The organism is Ureibacillus galli, assembly GCF_014836845.1.
GTDB classification, from domain to species: domain Bacteria; phylum Bacillota; class Bacilli; order Bacillales_A; family Planococcaceae; genus Ureibacillus; species Ureibacillus galli.
This window is the reverse complement of record NZ_JACSQA010000021.1, coordinates 43,831-61,698: the sequence shown is the minus strand read 5'-3', so window position 1 is coordinate 61,698 and position 17,868 is coordinate 43,831. Positions and strand designations below refer to the sequence as shown.

17 protein-coding genes, 1 rRNA gene and 1 riboswitch are annotated in these 17,868 nt (G+C 38.2%); of the genes, 14 read left to right on the top strand and 4 right to left on the bottom strand.

Annotated elements, in window-relative coordinates:
- Nucleotides 1-75: ribosomal RNA gene (gene rrf / locus H9636_RS19530) — 5S ribosomal RNA — on the top strand; the annotation flags it as partial.
- A 745-nt stretch (nucleotides 76-820) separates the two neighbouring features.
- Nucleotides 821-1,915: a mechanosensitive ion channel family protein gene (locus H9636_RS13355; RefSeq protein ID WP_225230223.1), complete on the top strand. Its 1,095-nt coding sequence runs from the start codon at nucleotides 821-823 to the stop codon at nucleotides 1,913-1,915.
- Between the two features lie 49 nt (nucleotides 1,916-1,964).
- Here the strand turns inward: H9636_RS13355 and H9636_RS13350 are convergent, their stop codons facing one another.
- From H9636_RS13350 to H9636_RS13335, 4 genes are all read right to left on the bottom strand, one after another.
- The gene (locus tag H9636_RS13350) at nucleotides 1,965-2,441 is read right to left on the bottom strand and encodes a PepSY domain-containing protein (RefSeq protein ID WP_225230222.1); all 477 of its coding nucleotides are present in this window, start codon (nucleotides 2,439-2,441) and stop codon (nucleotides 1,965-1,967) included.
- Nucleotides 2,442-2,545: 104 nt separating this feature from the next.
- Nucleotides 2,546-3,313 (bottom strand): PepSY domain-containing protein, encoded by a 768-nt coding sequence (locus H9636_RS13345; RefSeq protein WP_191708072.1) that lies wholly within the window; start codon nucleotides 3,311-3,313, stop codon nucleotides 2,546-2,548.
- Nucleotides 3,310-4,677, bottom strand: a complete 1,368-nt coding sequence (locus H9636_RS13340; RefSeq protein ID WP_191708071.1) for a sensor histidine kinase — start codon at nucleotides 4,675-4,677, stop codon at nucleotides 3,310-3,312. The genes H9636_RS13345 and H9636_RS13340 overlap by 4 nt, the downstream gene beginning before the upstream one ends.
- Nucleotides 4,667-5,377 carry a response regulator transcription factor gene (locus tag H9636_RS13335; protein WP_191708070.1) on the bottom strand — a complete coding sequence of 237 codons (711 nt, stop codon included), beginning with the start codon at nucleotides 5,375-5,377 and terminating at the stop codon, nucleotides 4,667-4,669. Before H9636_RS13335 ends, H9636_RS13340 begins: the two co-directional genes overlap by 11 nt.
- Before the next feature lie 210 nt (nucleotides 5,378-5,587).
- On the opposite strand from H9636_RS13335, the gene H9636_RS13330 reads away from it, so the two are divergent.
- From H9636_RS13330 to purH, 12 genes are all read left to right on the top strand, one after another.
- Nucleotides 5,588-5,776: an NETI motif-containing protein gene (locus tag H9636_RS13330; protein WP_191708069.1), complete on the top strand. Its 189-nt coding sequence runs from the start codon at nucleotides 5,588-5,590 to the stop codon at nucleotides 5,774-5,776.
- Nucleotides 5,777-5,945: 169 nt separating this feature from the next.
- A riboswitch (purine riboswitch) is annotated at nucleotides 5,946-6,045 on the top strand.
- Between the two features lie 199 nt (nucleotides 6,046-6,244).
- A complete protein-coding gene (purE, locus tag H9636_RS13325) occupies nucleotides 6,245-6,733 on the top strand; it encodes a 5-(carboxyamino)imidazole ribonucleotide mutase (protein ID WP_191708068.1) in 489 nt (162 codons plus the stop codon).
- Nucleotides 6,730-7,854, top strand: a complete 1,125-nt coding sequence (gene purK, locus H9636_RS13320) for a 5-(carboxyamino)imidazole ribonucleotide synthase (protein ID WP_191708067.1) — start codon at nucleotides 6,730-6,732, stop codon at nucleotides 7,852-7,854. Before purE ends, purK begins: the two co-directional genes overlap by 4 nt.
- Before the next feature lie 14 nt (nucleotides 7,855-7,868).
- Nucleotides 7,869-9,164 (top strand): adenylosuccinate lyase, encoded by a 1,296-nt coding sequence (gene purB, locus H9636_RS13315; RefSeq protein ID WP_122972571.1) that lies wholly within the window; start codon nucleotides 7,869-7,871, stop codon nucleotides 9,162-9,164.
- A 95-nt stretch (nucleotides 9,165-9,259) separates the two neighbouring features.
- A complete protein-coding gene (gene purC, locus H9636_RS13310; protein WP_191708066.1) occupies nucleotides 9,260-9,970 on the top strand; it encodes a phosphoribosylaminoimidazolesuccinocarboxamide synthase in 711 nt (236 codons plus the stop codon).
- A gap of 2 nt (nucleotides 9,971-9,972) precedes the next feature.
- The gene (gene purS, locus H9636_RS13305; protein WP_191708065.1) at nucleotides 9,973-10,221 is read left to right on the top strand and encodes a phosphoribosylformylglycinamidine synthase subunit PurS; all 249 of its coding nucleotides are present in this window, start codon (nucleotides 9,973-9,975) and stop codon (nucleotides 10,219-10,221) included.
- A 2-nt stretch (nucleotides 10,222-10,223) separates the two neighbouring features.
- Nucleotides 10,224-10,904 carry a phosphoribosylformylglycinamidine synthase subunit PurQ gene (purQ, locus tag H9636_RS13300; RefSeq protein ID WP_191708064.1) on the top strand — a complete coding sequence of 227 codons (681 nt, stop codon included), beginning with the start codon at nucleotides 10,224-10,226 and terminating at the stop codon, nucleotides 10,902-10,904.
- Nucleotides 10,894-13,122: a phosphoribosylformylglycinamidine synthase subunit PurL gene (gene purL, locus H9636_RS13295; RefSeq protein WP_191708063.1), complete on the top strand. Its 2,229-nt coding sequence runs from the start codon at nucleotides 10,894-10,896 to the stop codon at nucleotides 13,120-13,122. The genes purQ and purL overlap by 11 nt, the downstream gene beginning before the upstream one ends.
- The gene (gene purF / locus H9636_RS13290; protein WP_191708062.1) at nucleotides 13,098-14,525 is read left to right on the top strand and encodes an amidophosphoribosyltransferase; all 1,428 of its coding nucleotides are present in this window, start codon (nucleotides 13,098-13,100) and stop codon (nucleotides 14,523-14,525) included. Before purL ends, purF begins: the two co-directional genes overlap by 25 nt.
- A 14-nt stretch (nucleotides 14,526-14,539) precedes the next feature.
- Nucleotides 14,540-15,595 carry a phosphoribosylformylglycinamidine cyclo-ligase gene (purM, locus tag H9636_RS13285; RefSeq protein WP_191708061.1) on the top strand — a complete coding sequence of 352 codons (1,056 nt, stop codon included), beginning with the start codon at nucleotides 14,540-14,542 and terminating at the stop codon, nucleotides 15,593-15,595.
- Entirely contained in the window at nucleotides 15,595-16,161 is a 567-nt protein-coding gene (gene purN / locus H9636_RS13280) for a phosphoribosylglycinamide formyltransferase (protein WP_191708060.1), read from the top strand. Before purM ends, purN begins: the two co-directional genes overlap by 1 nt.
- Nucleotides 16,162-16,238: 77 nt before the next feature.
- Nucleotides 16,239-17,765, top strand: a complete 1,527-nt coding sequence (gene purH / locus H9636_RS13275) for a bifunctional phosphoribosylaminoimidazolecarboxamide formyltransferase/IMP cyclohydrolase (protein ID WP_191708059.1) — start codon at nucleotides 16,239-16,241, stop codon at nucleotides 17,763-17,765.
- Nucleotides 17,766-17,868: the final 103 nt, after the last annotated feature.

The window sequence follows — 17,868 nt, the reverse complement described above, 5'->3', positions numbered from 1 at the left end:
GAACACGGAAGTTAAGCTCTTTAGCGCCGATGGTAGTTGGGGGCTTCCCCCTGTGAGAGTAGGACGTCGCTAGGCAACAGAGACCACTGATATTCAGTGGTCTTTTTTTATACCTAAAAAGCCCCCAACGTACAAAAGCCGAAGGCTAGATCGGCGCGTTTAGAAAGCGGGAGGACCGAGGAAAACAAGGAATCAAGGAGGCCCGAAGCGCAGTGTACTTCGTACATGAGCATCGGACCGACGCAGATGACGCAGTTTTCCGACGAGTTATCGCGCTTCGAGAAAGCGTCGATGGTAGTTGAGGGTTGTCCCTGTGAGAGTAGGACGTGCTAGGCAATCAGAGGCCGCTGAAATTTCAGTGGTCTTTTTTATACCAAAAAAGCCCCCAACGTACAAAAGCCGAAGGCTTTAATCGGCGCGTTTAAGAATAATCAAAAATACAGAAGGAAAACCTCGAGAAGTGGGAGGACCGAGGAAAACAAGGAATCAAGGAGGCCCGAAGCGCAGTGTACTCCGTACATGAGCATCGGACTGACGCAGATGACGCAGTTTTCCGACGTGTCATCGCGCTTCGAGAAAGCGTCGATGGTAGTTAAGGGCTGCCCCTGTGAGAGTAGGACGTCGCTAGGCAACAAAGACCACTGAAAGTCAGTGGTCTTTTTTTATATCAAAAAAGCTGAGGGCTTTTACTAGTAACCTTACATATAGCGCAAAATTGTACACATTCGTTGGATTTGATATGATTATAAAAGTTTTAAAAAAGAAATTTCATATTCTTATTGAAGGGAATAGATAATTTTTAAGATAGGGGTAAAAGAATATGATTGATTCGATTCGTTGGGTATATACGAATATGATTGATCCAAAGTTAACAGACATAGTAAGTGCTTTAGCTTTAATAGTAATTGGATGGTTACTACAACATTATTTATTAAAATATATGATTCAAAAAATTGTTCGATTTTTTGAGAAAAAGTCGAAATTAATGACTGCTAGAATTATCGAACATTTTAGTAGAGAGATTCGTCATGCAATTTTTACACTGATCGTCTTTTTTTCATTGTCCTTCATCATGGAAAGTTCTCTATTTTCCAATCAATCGATGCTCAACTTGTTGTATTCCTTAATGGTATTTTATTTCTTTAAAGGAGTTTATGATGTTTTAGCGTTTTATGCGAATCATCCTGAGTCCTTTCATTTAGATGTAAGTAAATCAACAAAATTAACACCTTTTACATTACGTATAATAAATGCTTTTATAGCCATTATAGCGATCGTACTAATTGCTTCATTATGGAATTTTAATTTAAATGGATTTTTAACAGGGATTGGGCTTACCAGTGTTGCGTTAGCATTTGGTGTACGAGATACGTCCTCCCATATATTTGGAGGATTATCGATGACGTTAGATAAGCCTTTCCAAGTAGGAGATTATATTTCAACAGAAGACAGTAAAATTGAAGGTGTTATTCAAGATATCAACTTGCGTTCAACATTAATTGCAACAGCAGATAAGGGAATTGTGTACGTTCCAAATGCGTATTTAATGAATAAACCGATCTATAATTTAACGAAGCGTGAAAAACGGAAAATTCAAACCTATTATTATATATCGACCAAACATACAGAAGAGGAAATTCGAAATATTTGTAATGAGGTGAATAAGCAAATTATTTTACATCCGCAAACATCAAAGGATGATTTAATCCTTGTTTATATTGATGAGTTTCATGCAGATTATTATCGAATGTTAGTCAGTTATTATATTCCTACTAATGACATACATGAAAGATACGAAGTACAGCAGGACATTTTATTTGTAATTAAACAGTTGATGGATGAAGCCTCTATTAAGCTAGTTGATCAAGATTCGATTAAAATAAACGAATCTGAACGAGATTATATCTCTAATTAAAAAAGGAAGTAAAAACAGAAATGTTTTTACTTCCTTTTTCTTTATATGCTTAATCATCATAACGATCGTCGTCATCATCGTCATCGTAACGATCATCTAAATCGTCGTCATCATCATCATCGTAGCGGTCATCATCATAAACATCGTTATTTTGTTTTGCTGATGCTGCGGATGAATTTACATTTGATTTCGTAGATGTGTTTGATTGACTGTTTTCAATGGAATCGTCATCATCAAGTCTCTCTTTTGTTTTCTTTAATAATTCTCCGGAAAATGCATCAAGCTTTAAATCGTACTCTGCATCGTCTGTAATTACTTCAACTTCGTAATAGCTTTTTGTCACACCTGTTTCTAACTCGATATCACTAACTGTTCCTTTTACTTCGGCTAAAGCTTTTTTCTCAATCTCACTCGTTGTTAATTTTTCAGAGTTAGCAGAACCGGTAATGTTTCCTCCCGTTACAGCAATAACCCCACCAATTCCCATTGCTCCTAGTAATACAGGTACTAAAATCACTTTTTTCATGTTGTATCTCTCCTCACTGATTTTGATACCTTTATATTACTGGAGAAAAATGATAAGAAAGGGAGAGGAAGATTAGAATTTGATTAGAAAGCAATGAACCAATTCTAATCTTCTTCATTGTCACTTTCATCTGCTGAGTCGTCCTCTAAATCATCATTTAAATCGTCGTCATGTTGGGATACGGAAAGTATTTTGCCTGAGATAGCGTGTATTTGAAATGTTTTTTCTGCATTATCACCGTCAATCTCTACTAAATAATAGCCCCCGTCACTTGATTCTTCATAGACAATATATTCTACCGTTCCGTCTAATTGGGAAAGGGCAATTTGTTTTGCATCTTCACTCGTAATGACGATTGATGTATCGGAATGGGCCTTTTGATCTTTTACATTTTCCGAAATAATCTCTCCGGTTATACCGCTCACAATTAAGGTTTTTAATCGTTCGTGTTCAGTAATTTCAACAACATATTGCGGGTTGTCTCCGTCATTTTGGAAAGTAATCGATTGAATCGCTCCTATAGTTTGAGAACTTAAAAGTTTACGTATTTCTTGTTCCGTTTTAATCATCTTGTTTGTATTAGGCTCTGTATTAACAAAGGCTTTATTCAAACTTAAAACATTTCCAGTTTCAGCATCAACTTGTAAATGATAAGTTTCATTGTTTTTTTCAAAGGACATGTAAAAAATATCTTCATTTTCTTCAAAAGACTCTACTGTTCCACCGTATAATGTTTCAATCTTTTTAGTAGCTTCATCGACAGTTAGTTCATCGGAATCAAAAAAACGGTCTTGAATAACCCATATGACAAATATAGTAACGGCTAACATTAATACAACTAAAGAAATCATCCATTTTGTGTAATTTGTCATTGGTTATCCTCCTCGCTTAAATCCTTTTGTATGGGGACAAGTAATGTAAAGGAGGAACCTACTCCTATTTCGCTAGCGACGTTTATTTTAATCTTTAAACGCTCAGCTAACTCTTTTGCAATAGCTAAACCGAGACCCGTACCTCCTGTTTTACGATTTCGATCCTTATTTACGCGATAAAATCGATCAAATAGATGGGAAATTTGATCTTTTGGAATACCTTCCCCAAAATCTTGAATCGTAATGGAAATAGATTCCCCAAGTTTTGTCGCAGTTACGATGATTTTATCATCGCTATACTTTCTTGCATTATCTAGCAAAATAAATAAAAGTTGCTTTAGTTTCTGTTCGTCAGTATAAGTATAAAGCTGGGTTTCTCCCTTTAATTCAAAAGATCGATTATAGGCCTGTTGCATTTGTGATAAAGTATCGTCTAGTAGTTGTGCAAGATTTACTTTATGAATTGATAAGGAAGTACGTTCTTTATTTTTTGCTAGCTCAAGCATTTGTACAATCAATTCATTCATGCGTGATGATTCGTTAACGATAGCTTCCAATGCCTCTGTCGCAACCTTTTCGTTCGTAAATCCACGTCGCAGTAAAAGTTTTGCATAACTTTCAATGACAGTGAGGGGAGTTTTAAGTTCATGGGAAGCGTTCGATACGAATTGTTCTTGCTTCCGATAGTTTGTTTCAAGTGCCTCCATCATGCCATTAAACGTTCGGCCGATTTCTGCGAGTTCATCTTTCCCGACATCTGCCTCATCGATTTTTTCATAAGTTCCTGAAGTAGCGTTTTTCTTCATTGCTTCACTTAAACGTTCTAAAGGTTTTAAAATTATTCGACTAAGCCCCATATTGGATAATAGAAGGGGGATAGTAACTAAAGCAGTAACAGCTATTAAAATAAGCTTTAAAAGATCTAAGTTTTTGGCGACATCATCTAATCGTTGAATGAGCTGAATCGTTACGATATTACTATCTTTCCAAATAGCTGGTGTCTCTATCATAATAATTGGTAGGCCATCTACTTCGTTCATCGCATATTCTTCGTTTTTGCCTACTTCTAATTGAATGGCTTCAAAGGAAAGAGCTTCAACTGAAAAAATTTCATTCCCCGATTCATTCAACACGCGGATTGCCCCATTTGTTGGCATATAAGCACGTAATACAATACTCGGGTCTGTCACATCAGATAAATTATTAAAGGCTGTCAGGAACTCCTCACTATCGGATTTCAGTTGTTTATATTCAGTATTAATCGCTAATTGCTCATAAAGTAAATAAACACCACTATTCATGATGACTAATAAAACTAACATGAGCAAAGTTGTATATAGATGAATTTTTGTCCTAAGTTTCATGAGGGGACTCCTTTAAAACGTACCCTACACCACGTACCGTTTGGATAATTGGGGTTGAATTAGAGGAATTTAATTTTTGACGTATATATCGAATATAAACATCTACCACATTTGTATCTCCAAAATAATCAAATCCCCATACGGCCTCTAATATTTGCTCCCTAGTTAAAACTTGTTTTGGATGTTTCAGTAAAAATAACAATAAGTCATATTCTCGAGGAGTTAAATCAATCGTTTTTTCAAAATAAACCACTTCCCGAGTATGCTCATGGATGGACAAGTGGCCATAGCTTAAAAGGTGTTCATCTTTCTGCTCGGCGATTTTCTCCCTTTGTTTGGAAAAACGTATCGTATTCCGAATACGAGCTAACAATTCATCGATTTCAAAAGGTTTTGTTACATAGTCATTTGCCCCCAAATCTAAACCTTTCACTTTATCTTCCACTTCGCTTTTAGCAGTTAATAAAATGACAGGAGTTGTTTGTTCTGTCGCGCGAATTCTTTTTAACACATCTAAGCCATGCATCTCTGGTAACATTAAATCTAATAATATTAAATCAAACTTCCCTTCCCGATATTTAATAAGACCAGATGTACCAGTATGGGCGACGTCCGTTTCATAACCTTCAAATTCCATTTCCAGTTGAAGGACGCGCGCAATGTTTTCTTCATCTTCAATGATTAAAATTTTATGTTGCATCTAATCAACTCACTTTTTTCGCATCTTTAGTATTGATAATACAGAACTTTGATTAGAAATTAATGAGAAAACCTTTTGATTTTTAAATTTTTTGAGAATCTAACAATTATGGGTAAATTATAATTAAATTTGCGTACCTTATTCGATTATCCTTTAAATAATGGAATGTTTGATAAAATAAATACAATGAGTTGTCGAAAGGAAATATGTATGAGTAAAAAACAAATATGGTTTGAAGTAAATGAAAATGAAACGATTGAACAATGTCTTGAACGAATGAAGAAAGAAGGTTACATGCCAATGGGGCGTAAGGAAGAACCGGTTTTTCATATAGTCGATGGGGAACCTACGTATTTGCGGCAAAAAATTAAATTTAAAGGAATTTTAATGAGTGATTGAAAAATAATTCGACCAAAACACGAACATTATTGTTTTATGAAAATTTATCGTTCGCATTTTTTCGTTGATTTTCTGTTTATACCTTGTTAAAATGGGGTTAGGAAATAAACATCTTACCTTACAAATGTGAGTTGTTTAACCTTTGGTATTTTACACCAAAGTGAAATGGATTATTAAATAAGACCTCCCACATATATGCTAGAGAATATGGCTCTAGTGTCTCTACCCGGCACCGTAAATGTCGGACTATGCGGGAAAGCAAACTTTTGGCATTTAGAAAGGTGTGGGTACAGATCATGCTCGCTACATTTTCTTTCAAATTGATGTCCTCAAGTATTCTGCTTTCTTTGCATTAGAGAGAAAGTGGATTATTTGAGGACTTTTTTATCGTTTTATAAAAAAAGATTGAAAGAATATAAGTATCATATTTGAAGTTACATAAAGCGAAAGATTGAAGGAGAGAAATAGATGAATCCAAAAATCGGTGTCATTATGGGAAGTTCCAGTGACTGGGAAACGATGAAACATGCATGTGAAATTCTTGATGAATTACAAGTGCCATACGAAAAACAAGTAGTTTCGGCACATCGTACGCCAGACCTTATGTTTGAATATGCGGAGAAAGCTCGAGCAAGAGGTATTCAAGTCATTATTGCAGGAGCAGGTGGTGCAGCACACTTACCAGGAATGGTTGCAGCTAAAACAACATTACCTGTCATCGGTGTACCAGTTCAGTCAAGAGCATTAAATGGATTGGATTCATTACTATCGATTGTACAAATGCCTGGTGGAGTTCCCGTGGCAACGGTAGCAATTGGGAAAGCGGGAGCTACAAACGCAGGTTTACTGGCCGCTCAAATTTTATCGATTACCGATTGTGAATTAGCCAATAAGCTGGAGGAACGTAGAGAATCCATTAAACAGCAGGTATTGGAAAGTACAGGTGATCTAATATGACAAAAATTATTTACCCCGGTCAAACGATTGGAATTATTGGTGGCGGTCAATTAGGTCGAATGATGGCACTTTCGGCAAAAGAAGCTGGCTATAAAATTGCTGTACTGGAACCATCGTTTGATTCTCCTTGTGGTCAAATTGCCGATGTACGAATTGTAGCACCCTATGATGACGAAGCGGCGTTAGAAGAATTAGCTGAAGTCAGCGATGTCATTACTTATGAATTTGAAAATATAGACTATGAAGGTTTAAAGAGATTAACAGAAATCGCTTATGTACCTCAAGGAGCTGAATTAGTCCGCATTACGCAAAATCGCATTACAGAGAAAAAGGCGATTGTAGAAGCGGGTTGTCCAGTAGCTCCATATATTGTAGCAAATGAGTATGAAGAGTTATTACAGCAAATCGACAAAATTGGCTACCCATGTATTGTGAAAACGGCACGTGGTGGATATGATGGTAAAGGTCAACAACAATTAAATTCAAAAGCGGACTTACCATTAGCTGAAAAGTTATTTGAGCATTCCCCGTGCGTAGCGGAAAGCTTTGTCCCTTTTGAAAAAGAGGTATCTGTCATTGTCCAACGTAACGGTTACGGGGAGAACTATTGCCTTCCTGTAGGAGAAAACATTCACGTGCATCACATTTTACATGAAACGATTGTACCTGCACGGATTTCTAATGAAACATCTGACAAAGCCATAGAAGCAGCGAAGAAAATTGCAGATCATTTACAGCTTGTTGGAACATTAGCCGTTGAAATGTTCGTCTTAGAAAATGGTGACGTTGTTATTAATGAATTAGCACCTAGACCACATAATTCAGGCCACTATTCTATTGAAGCTTGTAACATTTCTCAATTTGGACAACATATTCGTGCCGTTTGCGGATGGCCACTTCGTAAACCAGAACTTTTGTCCCCTGCAATTATGGTGAATGTATTAGGTCAACATGTTGTGCCTTTAAGTAATTCCATTTCAAAACATCCTGATTGGTCAATCCATCTTTATGGGAAAACTGAAGCTAAAGTGAATCGTAAAATGGGACATGTGACAATAATGACCAATAGTATTGACGAAACACTTCATCAAATCGAGAATTCTGCCATTTGGTCGGAATAAAAGGAGAAGAAACAATGATCGAACGTTATACTCGTCCCGAAATGGGCGCAATTTGGACAGAAGAAAATAAATTCAAAGCTTGGTTAGAAGTTGAAATTTTAGCTTGTGAAGCTTGGGCTGAACTTGGTGAAATTCCAAAGGAAGATGTAGCATTACTTCGCCAAAATGCTTCCTTTGACATTAACCGTATTTACGAAATTGAACAAGAAACACGTCATGATGTAGTAGCCTTTACGCGTGCCGTTTCTGAAACGTTAGGTGAAGAACGGAAATGGGTTCACTATGGTTTAACATCAACAGACGTAGTAGATACAGCACTTTCTTATTTAATTAAACAAGCGAACACAATTTTACGTAAAGATATCATCAACTTCATTGATATTTTGACTGAAAAAGCAAAAGAACATAAATATACAGTTATGATGGGGCGTACCCACGGTGTTCATGCAGAACCAACTACATTTGGATTGAAACTAGCTTTATGGCGTGAAGAAATGAACCGTAACTTAGAACGTTTTGATGCAGCTGCTAAAGTTATTGAAACAGGTAAAATTTCAGGTGCTGTTGGAACGTATGCAAACATCGATCCATTTGTTGAACAATATGTTTGTGAAAAATTAGGTCTAGCTGCTGCACCAATTTCAACTCAAACGTTACAACGTGACCGCCATGCACAATATTTCTCAACGTTAGCTTTAATTGCTACTTCTATCGAGAAATTTGCTACGGAAATCCGTGGTCTGCAAAAATCAGAAACGCGTGAAGTGGAAGAAGCTTTTGCAAAAGGGCAAAAAGGTTCATCAGCAATGCCACATAAACGTAACCCAATCGGTTCTGAAAATATGACAGGGATCGCTCGTTTAATCCGTGGATATATGTTAACTGCCTATGAAAATGTTTCTTTATGGCATGAACGTGATATTTCCCATTCATCTGCAGAACGCGTCATCCTACCAGATGCGACAATCGGTTTAAACTACATGTTAAACCGTTTCGGAAATATCGTGAAAAACTTAACGGTATTCCCTGAAAATATGAAACGTAATATGGACCGCACCTTCGGTTTAATTTACTCACAACGTATTTTACTTGCTTTAATCGATAAAGGGTTAGTACGTGAAGAAGCATATGACACAGTACAACCATTAACTGCTCGTGCTTGGGACGAACAAATTCAGTTCCGTCCGTTAGTAGAAGCAAACGAGAAAATTTCTTCACTTTTAACAAAAGAAGAAATTGATGATTGCTTCGACTATAACTACCACATTAAAAATGTTGATATGATTTTTGAACGTCTTGGATTAAATTAATTTATTTTTCTACTTGAGAAATTGAATCAAATGACATTCCCTCTCTCGCTTTGTTTGATGAGAGGGAAATGTCAAAATAATTGGAGGCACGGGTCATGAATAAAGGTCAGCTTTTGTATGAAGGAAAGGCAAAACGTTTATATCAAACTGAACAAGAAGACATTTTGTTCGTTGAATATAAAAACAGTGCTACTGCATTTAACGGTGAAAAAAAAGCAGAGATAGATGGGAAAGGGATTCTAAATAACCGTATTACCACATTAATTTTCGAAAGATTAAAAGAATACGGAATTGACTCTCACTTTATCGAACGTATTTCAGACAATGAACAATTAGTACGAAAAGTGGAGATTATTCCAATCGAAGTAGTCGTTCGTAATATTGCTGCTGGTAGTTTAGCGAAAAGACTTGGTGTTGAAGAAGGGACTCCTTTAAAACGGACAATCGTCGAATTTTACTATAAAGACGATGCCCTTGGTGATCCGATTATCAATAACGACCATATTGATATTTTAGGGATTGCTACGAAAGAGGAAGTAGAAACTTTATACGAACTAGGTTTGAAGGTTAATGGTATTCTTCAACCAATCTTTGAAGATGTCGGTGTTATTTTAGTAGACTTTAAGCTTGAATTTGGCCGTGATAAAGAAGGCAATGTTTTATTGGCAGATGAAATTTCACCAGACACTTGCCGGTTATGGGATGCAGAAACAAAACAAAAGCTAGATAAAGACGTATTCCGTCGTGACTTAGGTAGTTTAATAGAAGTATATGAAATCATTCTTTCGAGACTTGGAGGCAAATAGAAATGAAGAAAGTTAAAATTTACATTACATTACGCGAAAGTGTACTAGATCCACAAGGTTCAGCAGTCCAAGGTTCATTAGCGAAAATGGGATATAACGAAGTGCAAGACGTTCGTATTGGCAAATACTTAGAAGTTGTAATTGATGATACAGATCGTGAACTTGATGTACTTGTCAAAGAAATGTGTGAAAAGTTACTTGCAAACACAGTGATTGAAGATTACCGCTATGAAGTCGAGGAGGCTAACTAATCATGAAATTCGCAGTACTCGTTTTTCCTGGGTCGAACTGTGACATCGATATGTACCATGCTATTAAGGATGAGCTTGGTGAAGAAGTGGAATACGTTTGGCATGATGCTACAGATTTAAGCGAATTTGATGGCATTTTAGTTCCGGGTGGTTTCTCCTACGGGGATTATTTACGTTGTGGCGCAATGGCGAACCAATCGAACGTAATGGCAGAAGTAAAAAAGTTCGCAGAAGCAGGAAAGCCAGTTTTAGGTGTATGTAATGGATTTCAAATTTTAACGGAAGCCGGTTTACTTCCAGGTGCTTTACTTCGAAATAAAAACTTAAAATTTATGTGCCGAACAATTCAATTAAAAGTAGAAAACAACAATACATTATTTACGAGTCAATATGAAGCGGGAGAAGTTATTCATATTCCGATAGCTCATGGAGAAGGTAACTATTTCTGTGACGAAGAAACATTAGCCCAATTAAAGGCAAATAATCAAATCGTCTTTACTTATGCGGGGGACAATCCAAACGGAAGTATGGAAGATATTGCAGGAATTGTGAATGAGCGCGGTAACGTACTTGGTATGATGCCTCACCCAGAACGTGCGGTCGATGCATTACTTGGCAGTAACGACGGTCTAAAACTATTTAAATCTATTGTCAAACAGTGGAGGGAATCACATGTCAGCTAGTTTCGAACCTAATCAAGAGCAAATTAAAGAGCAAAAGCTATATGCCGGAATGGGTATGTCAGATGAAGAATATGACATGGTATGTGACATTCTAGGTCGCCTTCCAAACTGGACTGAAACAGGATTATTTTCAGTTATGTGGTCTGAACACTGTTCGTATAAAAACTCAAAACCAGTGTTACGTAAGTTCCCGACAAAGGGTCCTCAAGTATTACAAGGACCTGGTGAAGGGGCAGGGATTGTTGACATTGGCGATGAACAAGCAGTCGTTTTCAAAATGGAATCCCACAACCACCCTTCTGCTATTGAGCCATACCAAGGAGCAGCTACTGGTGTAGGGGGGATTATCCGTGACGTATTCTCCATGGGTGCCCGTCCAATTGCGATGCTGAATTCATTACGCTTTGGTGAATTACAATCAGAGCGCGGTAAATATTTATTTGAAGAAGTCGTTGCAGGAATAGCTGGGTACGGTAACTGTATCGGTATTCCGACAGTAGGGGGAGAAATTCAATTTGATCCTTGCTATGAAGGGAACCCATTAGTCAATGCCATGTGTGTCGGTTTAATTGACCATAAAGATATTCAACGAGGTATTGCTGCTGGAGTAGGAAATACCGTGATGTATGTAGGGGCAAAAACAGGTCGAGACGGAATTCACGGTGCAACATTCGCTTCCGAAGAACTGTCAGAAGCTTCTGAAGAAAAACGCCCTGCAGTTCAAGTAGGGGATCCATTCATGGAAAAACTTCTTCTTGAAGCGTGCTTAGAAGTTGTTAAGTCCGATGCTCTAGTCGGAATTCAAGATATGGGAGCAGCTGGTCTAACTTCATCCTCAGCAGAAATGGCTTCAAAGGCGGGCTCAGGTGTTGAAATGAACTTAGATTTAGTTCCTCAACGCGAAACTGGGATGACCGCTTATGAAATGATGTTATCAGAATCCCAAGAACGTATGTTAATTGTCGTGAAAAAGGGACGAGAAGATGAAATTAAAGCAATCTTCGATAAATATGGTTTAGATGCTGTTGCCATCGGTCGTGTTACAGACGATAAAATGCTACGCCTACTTCATAAAGGGGAAGTCGTTGCAGAAGTACCCGCTGATGCATTAGCAGAAGATGCGCCGGTTTATCATAAACCATCAAAGGAACCAGCTTACTTCGCTGAATTCCAAGCAATTGAAAATCGTGAACCAGAAGTGGCAGACTTCAAAGAAACATTAAAATCGTTACTAAAAGCACCAACCATTGCTTCGAAAGAGTGGGTTTACGATCAATACGATTATCAAGTCCGTACAAACACTGTCGTAGCACCTGGTTCAGATGCAGCAGTATTACGAGTACGTGGTACAAATAAAGGTCTTGCGATGACGACTGACTGTAATTCTCGCTACATTTATTTAGATCCAGAAACAGGCGGAAAAATTGCTGTTGCAGAAGCAGCACGTAATATTGTTGCGTCAGGAGGTAAACCGCTTGCGATTACAGACTGTTTAAACTTCGGTAACCCAGAAAAACCAGAGATTTTCTGGCAAATCGAAAAATCAGCTGATGGAATTGCAGCAGCATGTGAAGTGCTCAATTCACCTGTTATTGGCGGAAACGTTTCTTTATATAATGAACGTTCTGGTGAGGCCGTTTATCCAACACCAACAATCGGTATGGTTGGTTTAGTAGAAGATTTAGCCCACGTTACAACACAACAAGTGAAGGAAGCTGGCGATGTCATTTACGTAGTAGGTGATACAACTACAGAGTTTGGCGGATCAGAATTACAAAAGCTTGTTTATGGGAAAATCTTCGGGAAAGCACCACAGATTGATTTAAATGTGGAAGCAAATCGCCAACAAGCCATTTTAACGGCTATTCGTGAAGGGCTTGTACAATCAGCCCATGACGTTTCAGAAGGTGGTTTAGCGGTTGCTTTAGCGGAAAAAACATTTGCTTCTGACAAACTAGGTATCTTTGTAACATTAGAAGGATCTGCAATAACTGCTTTATTTAGCGAATCCCAATCTCGCTTTGTTGTAACAGTAAAAGAAGAAAAGGCAGCTGCCTTTGAATCAATTATTCCTGATGCAAAGAAAATCGGTATAGTAACTGACGATGGAAAAATAACGATTCATGGAGATACGGGTATTCTTGTAGAAGGTACAGTGGAGGAATTCCGTTCTGCTTGGAAAGGAGCAATCCCATGCTTGGTGAAATCAGAGGCTTAAATGAGGAATGTGGCGTATTTGGTATTTGGGGACACCCGGAATCAGCCCAATTAAGCTATTATGGTCTTCATGCCCTACAACATCGTGGTCAAGAAGGAGCAGGTATCGTTGTTACAGACGGTCAGCAACTTCGAGCAGTAAAAGGTGAGGGGCTTGTGAACGATGTATTTAACGAAGAAAAACTAAAAAGCGCTAAAGGAAATGCGGCCATTAGTCATGTTCGTTATACAACAGCAGGTGGAGGCGGTATTGAAAATGTTCAGCCGTTATTATTCCGCTCTTCCACAGGGACATTAGCGATAGCTCATAACGGAAATTTAGTAAATGCCAATCATTTAAAACAACATTTAGAACGATCTGGAAGCATTTTTCATTCCACTTCTGATACTGAAGTAGTTGTCCATTTAATAAAGAAAAGTAAAAAACCTGGTTTCCGTGCGCAAGTAAAAGAGGCCCTTTCACTATTAAAGGGTGCCTTTTCCTTCTTAATCATTACGAAGGATAGTATGATGGTTGCCCGCGATTGTAATGGATTACGCCCTCTATCCCTTGGAAGATTAGGAGATGCTTATGTGGTCGCTTCAGAAACTTGTGCTTTCGATTTAATTGGAGCGGAGTTCATACGTGAAGTGGAGCCGGGAGAGCTTTTAATCATTACCAATAAAGGAATTGAAGAGGATCGTTTTGTAGAAGCTGAAAAACGTGCGATGTGTGCGATGGAATATGTTTACTTTGCCCGACCAGATTCCAACATCGATCAAATTAATATTCATATGGCGCGTAAACGGATGGGAAAACAACTGGCAAAAGAATGTTTTGGAATTGAAGCAGACGTCGTAACGGGTGTACCTGATTCATCCATCTCAGCAGCAATCGGTTTTGCAGAGGAAAGCGGTATTCCTTACGAACTAGGGTTAATTAAAAATCGCTATACTGGCCGTACGTTTATTCAACCGACACAGGAGCTTCGTGAGCGCGGAGTGAAAATGAAGCTTTCTCCAGTCGTACAAGTTGTAAAAGGAAAACGAGTGATAATGGTGGATGATTCCATCGTTCGTGGTACAACTTCCCGTCGTATTGTCAACATGTTAAAAGAAGCAGGTGCAACAGAGGTGCATGTTGTTATTTCTTCACCACCGATGAAAAACCCTTGCTTCTATGGAATTGATACATCTACAAGTGAAGAGCTAATCGCTTCAAGTAAAAATGTCGAAGAAATACGGGATGCTATTGGTGCAGATTCCTTAACATTCCTTTCCGTAGAAGGACTTGTGGAAGCTACATCCCGGCCATTTGATGATCCAAATCGTGGACTTTGCATGGCCTGCTTTACTGGTGAATATCCAACTGAAATTTTCCCAGATACAGTTTTACCCCATGAAAAGGAACTACAACATAGTTAAGGAGGATATAAGTCATGTCTAAAGCATATGAACAAGCAGGCGTTAATATAGAAGCTGGTTACGAAGCAGTAAAACGTATGAAGTCACACGTTGAACGTACAAATCGTTTAGGTGTAATGGGGACGTTTGGAGGCTTCGGAGGCATGTTTGACTTGTCCTCCCTCAACTTAAAAGAACCGGTTCTAATTTCAGGAACTGATGGTGTTGGGACAAAATTAAAACTTGCCTTCATGGTCGATAAACACGACACGATTGGTGTGGACTGTGTAGCGATGTGTGTAAATGATATCGTAGCTCAAGGTGCAGAGCCTCTTTATTTCTTAGATTATGTTGCAGTTGGAAAAGCAGATCCGAAGAAGATTGAACAAATCGTAAAGGGTGTTGCCGACGGTTGTGTACAAGCTGGTAGCGCCTTAATAGGTGGAGAAACGGCAGAAATGCCTGGGCTTTACGAGGAAGACGAGTATGATTTAGCGGGGTTTGCTGTAGGTGCGGTTGAAAAGGCGAACGTTGTGACAGGTGAAAATATTGTAGAAGGGGACGTATTAATCGGTCTTGCTTCAAGTGGTGTCCATTCAAATGGATACTCATTAGTTCGCAAAATCCTCTTCGAAGATAATAATTATGCAGTAGATGAAGTTGTAAAAGGTTACGAAGAGCTTGGCCCAATCGGTGAGGCCCTTCTTGTACCAACAAAAATTTATGCAAAACCTGTCCTTGAAATGTTAAAAAGTGTAAGAATTCATGGAATGGCCCACGTTACTGGCGGAGGCTTTTATGAAAACTTACCTCGTATGATGCCAGAAGGTTTAGCAACGGAGATTGATTTAGGCTCTTGGCCAATCCTCCCAGTCTTTGAATTTTTAAAGGAAAAAGGATCTTTAGCAGATAAAGATTTATATAACGTCTTTAATATGGGGATTGGTTACGTGCTTTCTGTCCCTGCAGAAGAAGCCCAAAAAGTGATTGCAATTGCTGAAGAAAACGGTGAAAAGGCATATCCAATTGGTCGTGTTGTGAAAGGTGAAGGCGTCCAATTTAACGGCGAGCATGATGGGAGCTTAGTATAATGGCGAAGAAAATTGCAGTTTTTGCTTCCGGGAGCGGGAGCAATTTTCAAGCGATTCAAGAAGCGATTCTCCGAGGAGAGCTTAATGCTCAAATTGAACTTGTTGTAACCGATAAGCCTAACGCATTTGTCGTAGAAAGGGCACAAAACTTTCAAATCCCTACTTTTGCATTTCAGGCAAAAAATTATGATTCAAAGGATCATTATGAGCGAGAAATTATCAATCAACTTCAAGAAAAAGGGGTCGAGTGGATTGTCCTGGCCGGTTATATGCGTTTAATCGGCCAAACATTACTATCTGCCTTTCCGATGCGTATTGTCAATATTCATCCTTCCTTATTACCTGCTTTTCCAGGTAAAGATGCTATTGGACAAGCAATAGATCACGGTGTCAAAATTACTGGTGTAACGGTTCACTTTGTCGATGAAGGAATGGATACAGGTCCGATTCTTAGTCAGGCTGCCGTAGAGGTAGTCGAAGGGGATCAAGAAGCAACAGAGAAACGTATTCATGAGCTTGAACATGAGCTATATACGAACACTTTAAAAAAACTATTTGAAAGTTAATTTTTTATTAAGAGGGACACCATGTTGGATTCCCTGTTACTTTACATATTTGTTTATAAAAATTGGAGGTCTTTTTCGTGACGAAACGTGCACTTATTAGTGTTTCTAATAAAGATGGTATTTTAGAGTTTGCAAAGGAATTAGTGGCATTAGAATATGAAATTTTATCAACAGGCGGTACGAAAAAAATGTTACAAGAAAATGGTGTTCCTGTAACAGCGGTTGATGAAGTTACAAAATTCCCAGAAATACTAGACGGGCGTGTAAAAACATTAAACCCAATGATTCATGGAGGACTTTTAGGAAAGTTTGATGATCCTTCCCACCAAGTCCAAATGAATGAACATGGGATTGAACCAATTGAAATTGTTTGCGTTAATCTTTATCCTTTCGTTGAGACAATTTCAAAGCCCGATGTAACATGGGATGATGCGATTGAAAATATCGATATCGGTGGTCCAACAATGTTACGTTCCGCTGCAAAAAACCATCAATATGTAACGGTTATTGTCGATTCTAATGACTATTCAAAAGTTCTTGAACAATTAAAAAATCTAGGAGCGACAACAATTGAAACACGCCGTGAATTAGCTGCAAAAGTATTCCGTCATACAGCGGCCTACGATTCCTATATTTCAAACTATTTAACGGAAGAACTATTCCCTGAAAACTTAACTATCACTTATGAATTAAAACAAACGTTACGTTATGGAGAAAACCCACATCAAAAAGCAGCGTTCTATCAAAAACGTCTAGGTTCTGATTTCTCATTAGCTTATGCTACTCAATTACACGGAAAAGAATTATCTTATAACAACATTCAAGATGGAAATGCAGCGCTTCAAATCGTTAAAGAATTTGAAATTCCAGCGGCAGTAGCGGTTAAACATATGAATCCATGTGGAGTAGGAACAGGTACAACGATTGAAGAAGCGTTCGATAAAGCATACGAGGCAGATCCAACTTCCATTTTCGGAGGAATTATTGCATTAAACCGTGAAGTAGATGAGGCAACAGCAGAAAAATTAAGCGGAATTTTCTTAGAAATCATTATTGCACCTTCATTTACAGAAAAGGCATTAGAAATTTTAACGAAAAAGAAAAATATCCGTTTAATCACCATCAACTTCGCTCAAGAAAAGCAAGATCCATTTAAAGTAGTTTCTGTTGAAGGTGGTTTATTAGTTCAAGAAGACGATGCTTATGGATTTAATGATGCGAATATTCAAGTCGTAACAGATCGTGAACCGACGGAAGAAGAATGGGCAGCATTAAAACTAGGTTGGTCCGTCGTAAAACATATGAAATCCAACGCAATCGTTGTTACGGACGCTCAAATGACATTAGGTGTTGGGGCAGGTCAAATGAATCGTGTAGGTTCCGCTAAAATTGCATTAGAACAAGCTGGTAGTAAAGCGAAGGGAGCAGCTCTAGCATCAGATGCTTTCTTCCCAATGAGCGATACAGTAGAGGCTGCAGCAGCTGCTGGTATTACAGCAATTATTCAACCAGGTGGTTCTATTAAAGACCAAGATTCGATTGATAAAGCAAATGAATATGGCATTGCGATGGTATTTACTGGTATTCGTCATTTTAAACATTAATGATGAATACAGTATGAAGTGGCAAAACGCTCGTCATGAGGCGGGCGTTTCTTTTAAGGGTATGAATGGAACATTGGACATCGAGTAAATAAGGAGGCTATCT

Excerpts from the sequence above, each read along its gene's own strand:
- H9636_RS13350 (WP_225230222.1), bottom strand. The coding sequence starts at position 2,441 with ATGAAAAAAGTGATTTTAGTACCTGTATTACTAGGAGCAATGGGAATT.
- purF (WP_191708062.1), top strand. The coding sequence starts at position 13,098 with ATGCTTGGTGAAATCAGAGGCTTAAATGAGGAATGTGGCGTATTTGGT.
- purS (WP_191708065.1), top strand. The coding sequence starts at position 9,973 with ATGAAGAAAGTTAAAATTTACATTACATTACGCGAAAGTGTACTAGAT.
- purE (WP_191708068.1), top strand. The coding sequence starts at position 6,245 with ATGAATCCAAAAATCGGTGTCATTATGGGAAGTTCCAGTGACTGGGAA.
- H9636_RS13355 (WP_225230223.1), top strand. The coding sequence starts at position 821 with ATGATTGATTCGATTCGTTGGGTATATACGAATATGATTGATCCAAAG.
- H9636_RS13335 (WP_191708070.1), bottom strand. The coding sequence starts at position 5,377 with ATGCAACATAAAATTTTAATCATTGAAGATGAAGAAAACATTGCGCGC.
- purL (WP_191708063.1), top strand. The coding sequence starts at position 10,894 with ATGTCAGCTAGTTTCGAACCTAATCAAGAGCAAATTAAAGAGCAAAAG.
- purB (WP_122972571.1), top strand. The coding sequence starts at position 7,869 with ATGATCGAACGTTATACTCGTCCCGAAATGGGCGCAATTTGGACAGAA.
- H9636_RS13345 (WP_191708072.1), bottom strand. The coding sequence starts at position 3,313 with ATGACAAATTACACAAAATGGATGATTTCTTTAGTTGTATTAATGTTA.
- purC (WP_191708066.1), top strand. The coding sequence starts at position 9,260 with ATGAATAAAGGTCAGCTTTTGTATGAAGGAAAGGCAAAACGTTTATAT.
- H9636_RS13340 (WP_191708071.1), bottom strand. The coding sequence starts at position 4,677 with ATGAAACTTAGGACAAAAATTCATCTATATACAACTTTGCTCATGTTA.
- purN (WP_191708060.1), top strand. The coding sequence starts at position 15,595 with ATGGCGAAGAAAATTGCAGTTTTTGCTTCCGGGAGCGGGAGCAATTTT.
- purM (WP_191708061.1), top strand. The coding sequence starts at position 14,540 with ATGTCTAAAGCATATGAACAAGCAGGCGTTAATATAGAAGCTGGTTAC.
- purQ (WP_191708064.1), top strand. The coding sequence starts at position 10,224 with ATGAAATTCGCAGTACTCGTTTTTCCTGGGTCGAACTGTGACATCGAT.
- H9636_RS13330 (WP_191708069.1), top strand. The coding sequence starts at position 5,588 with ATGAGTAAAAAACAAATATGGTTTGAAGTAAATGAAAATGAAACGATT.
- purK (WP_191708067.1), top strand. The coding sequence starts at position 6,730 with ATGACAAAAATTATTTACCCCGGTCAAACGATTGGAATTATTGGTGGC.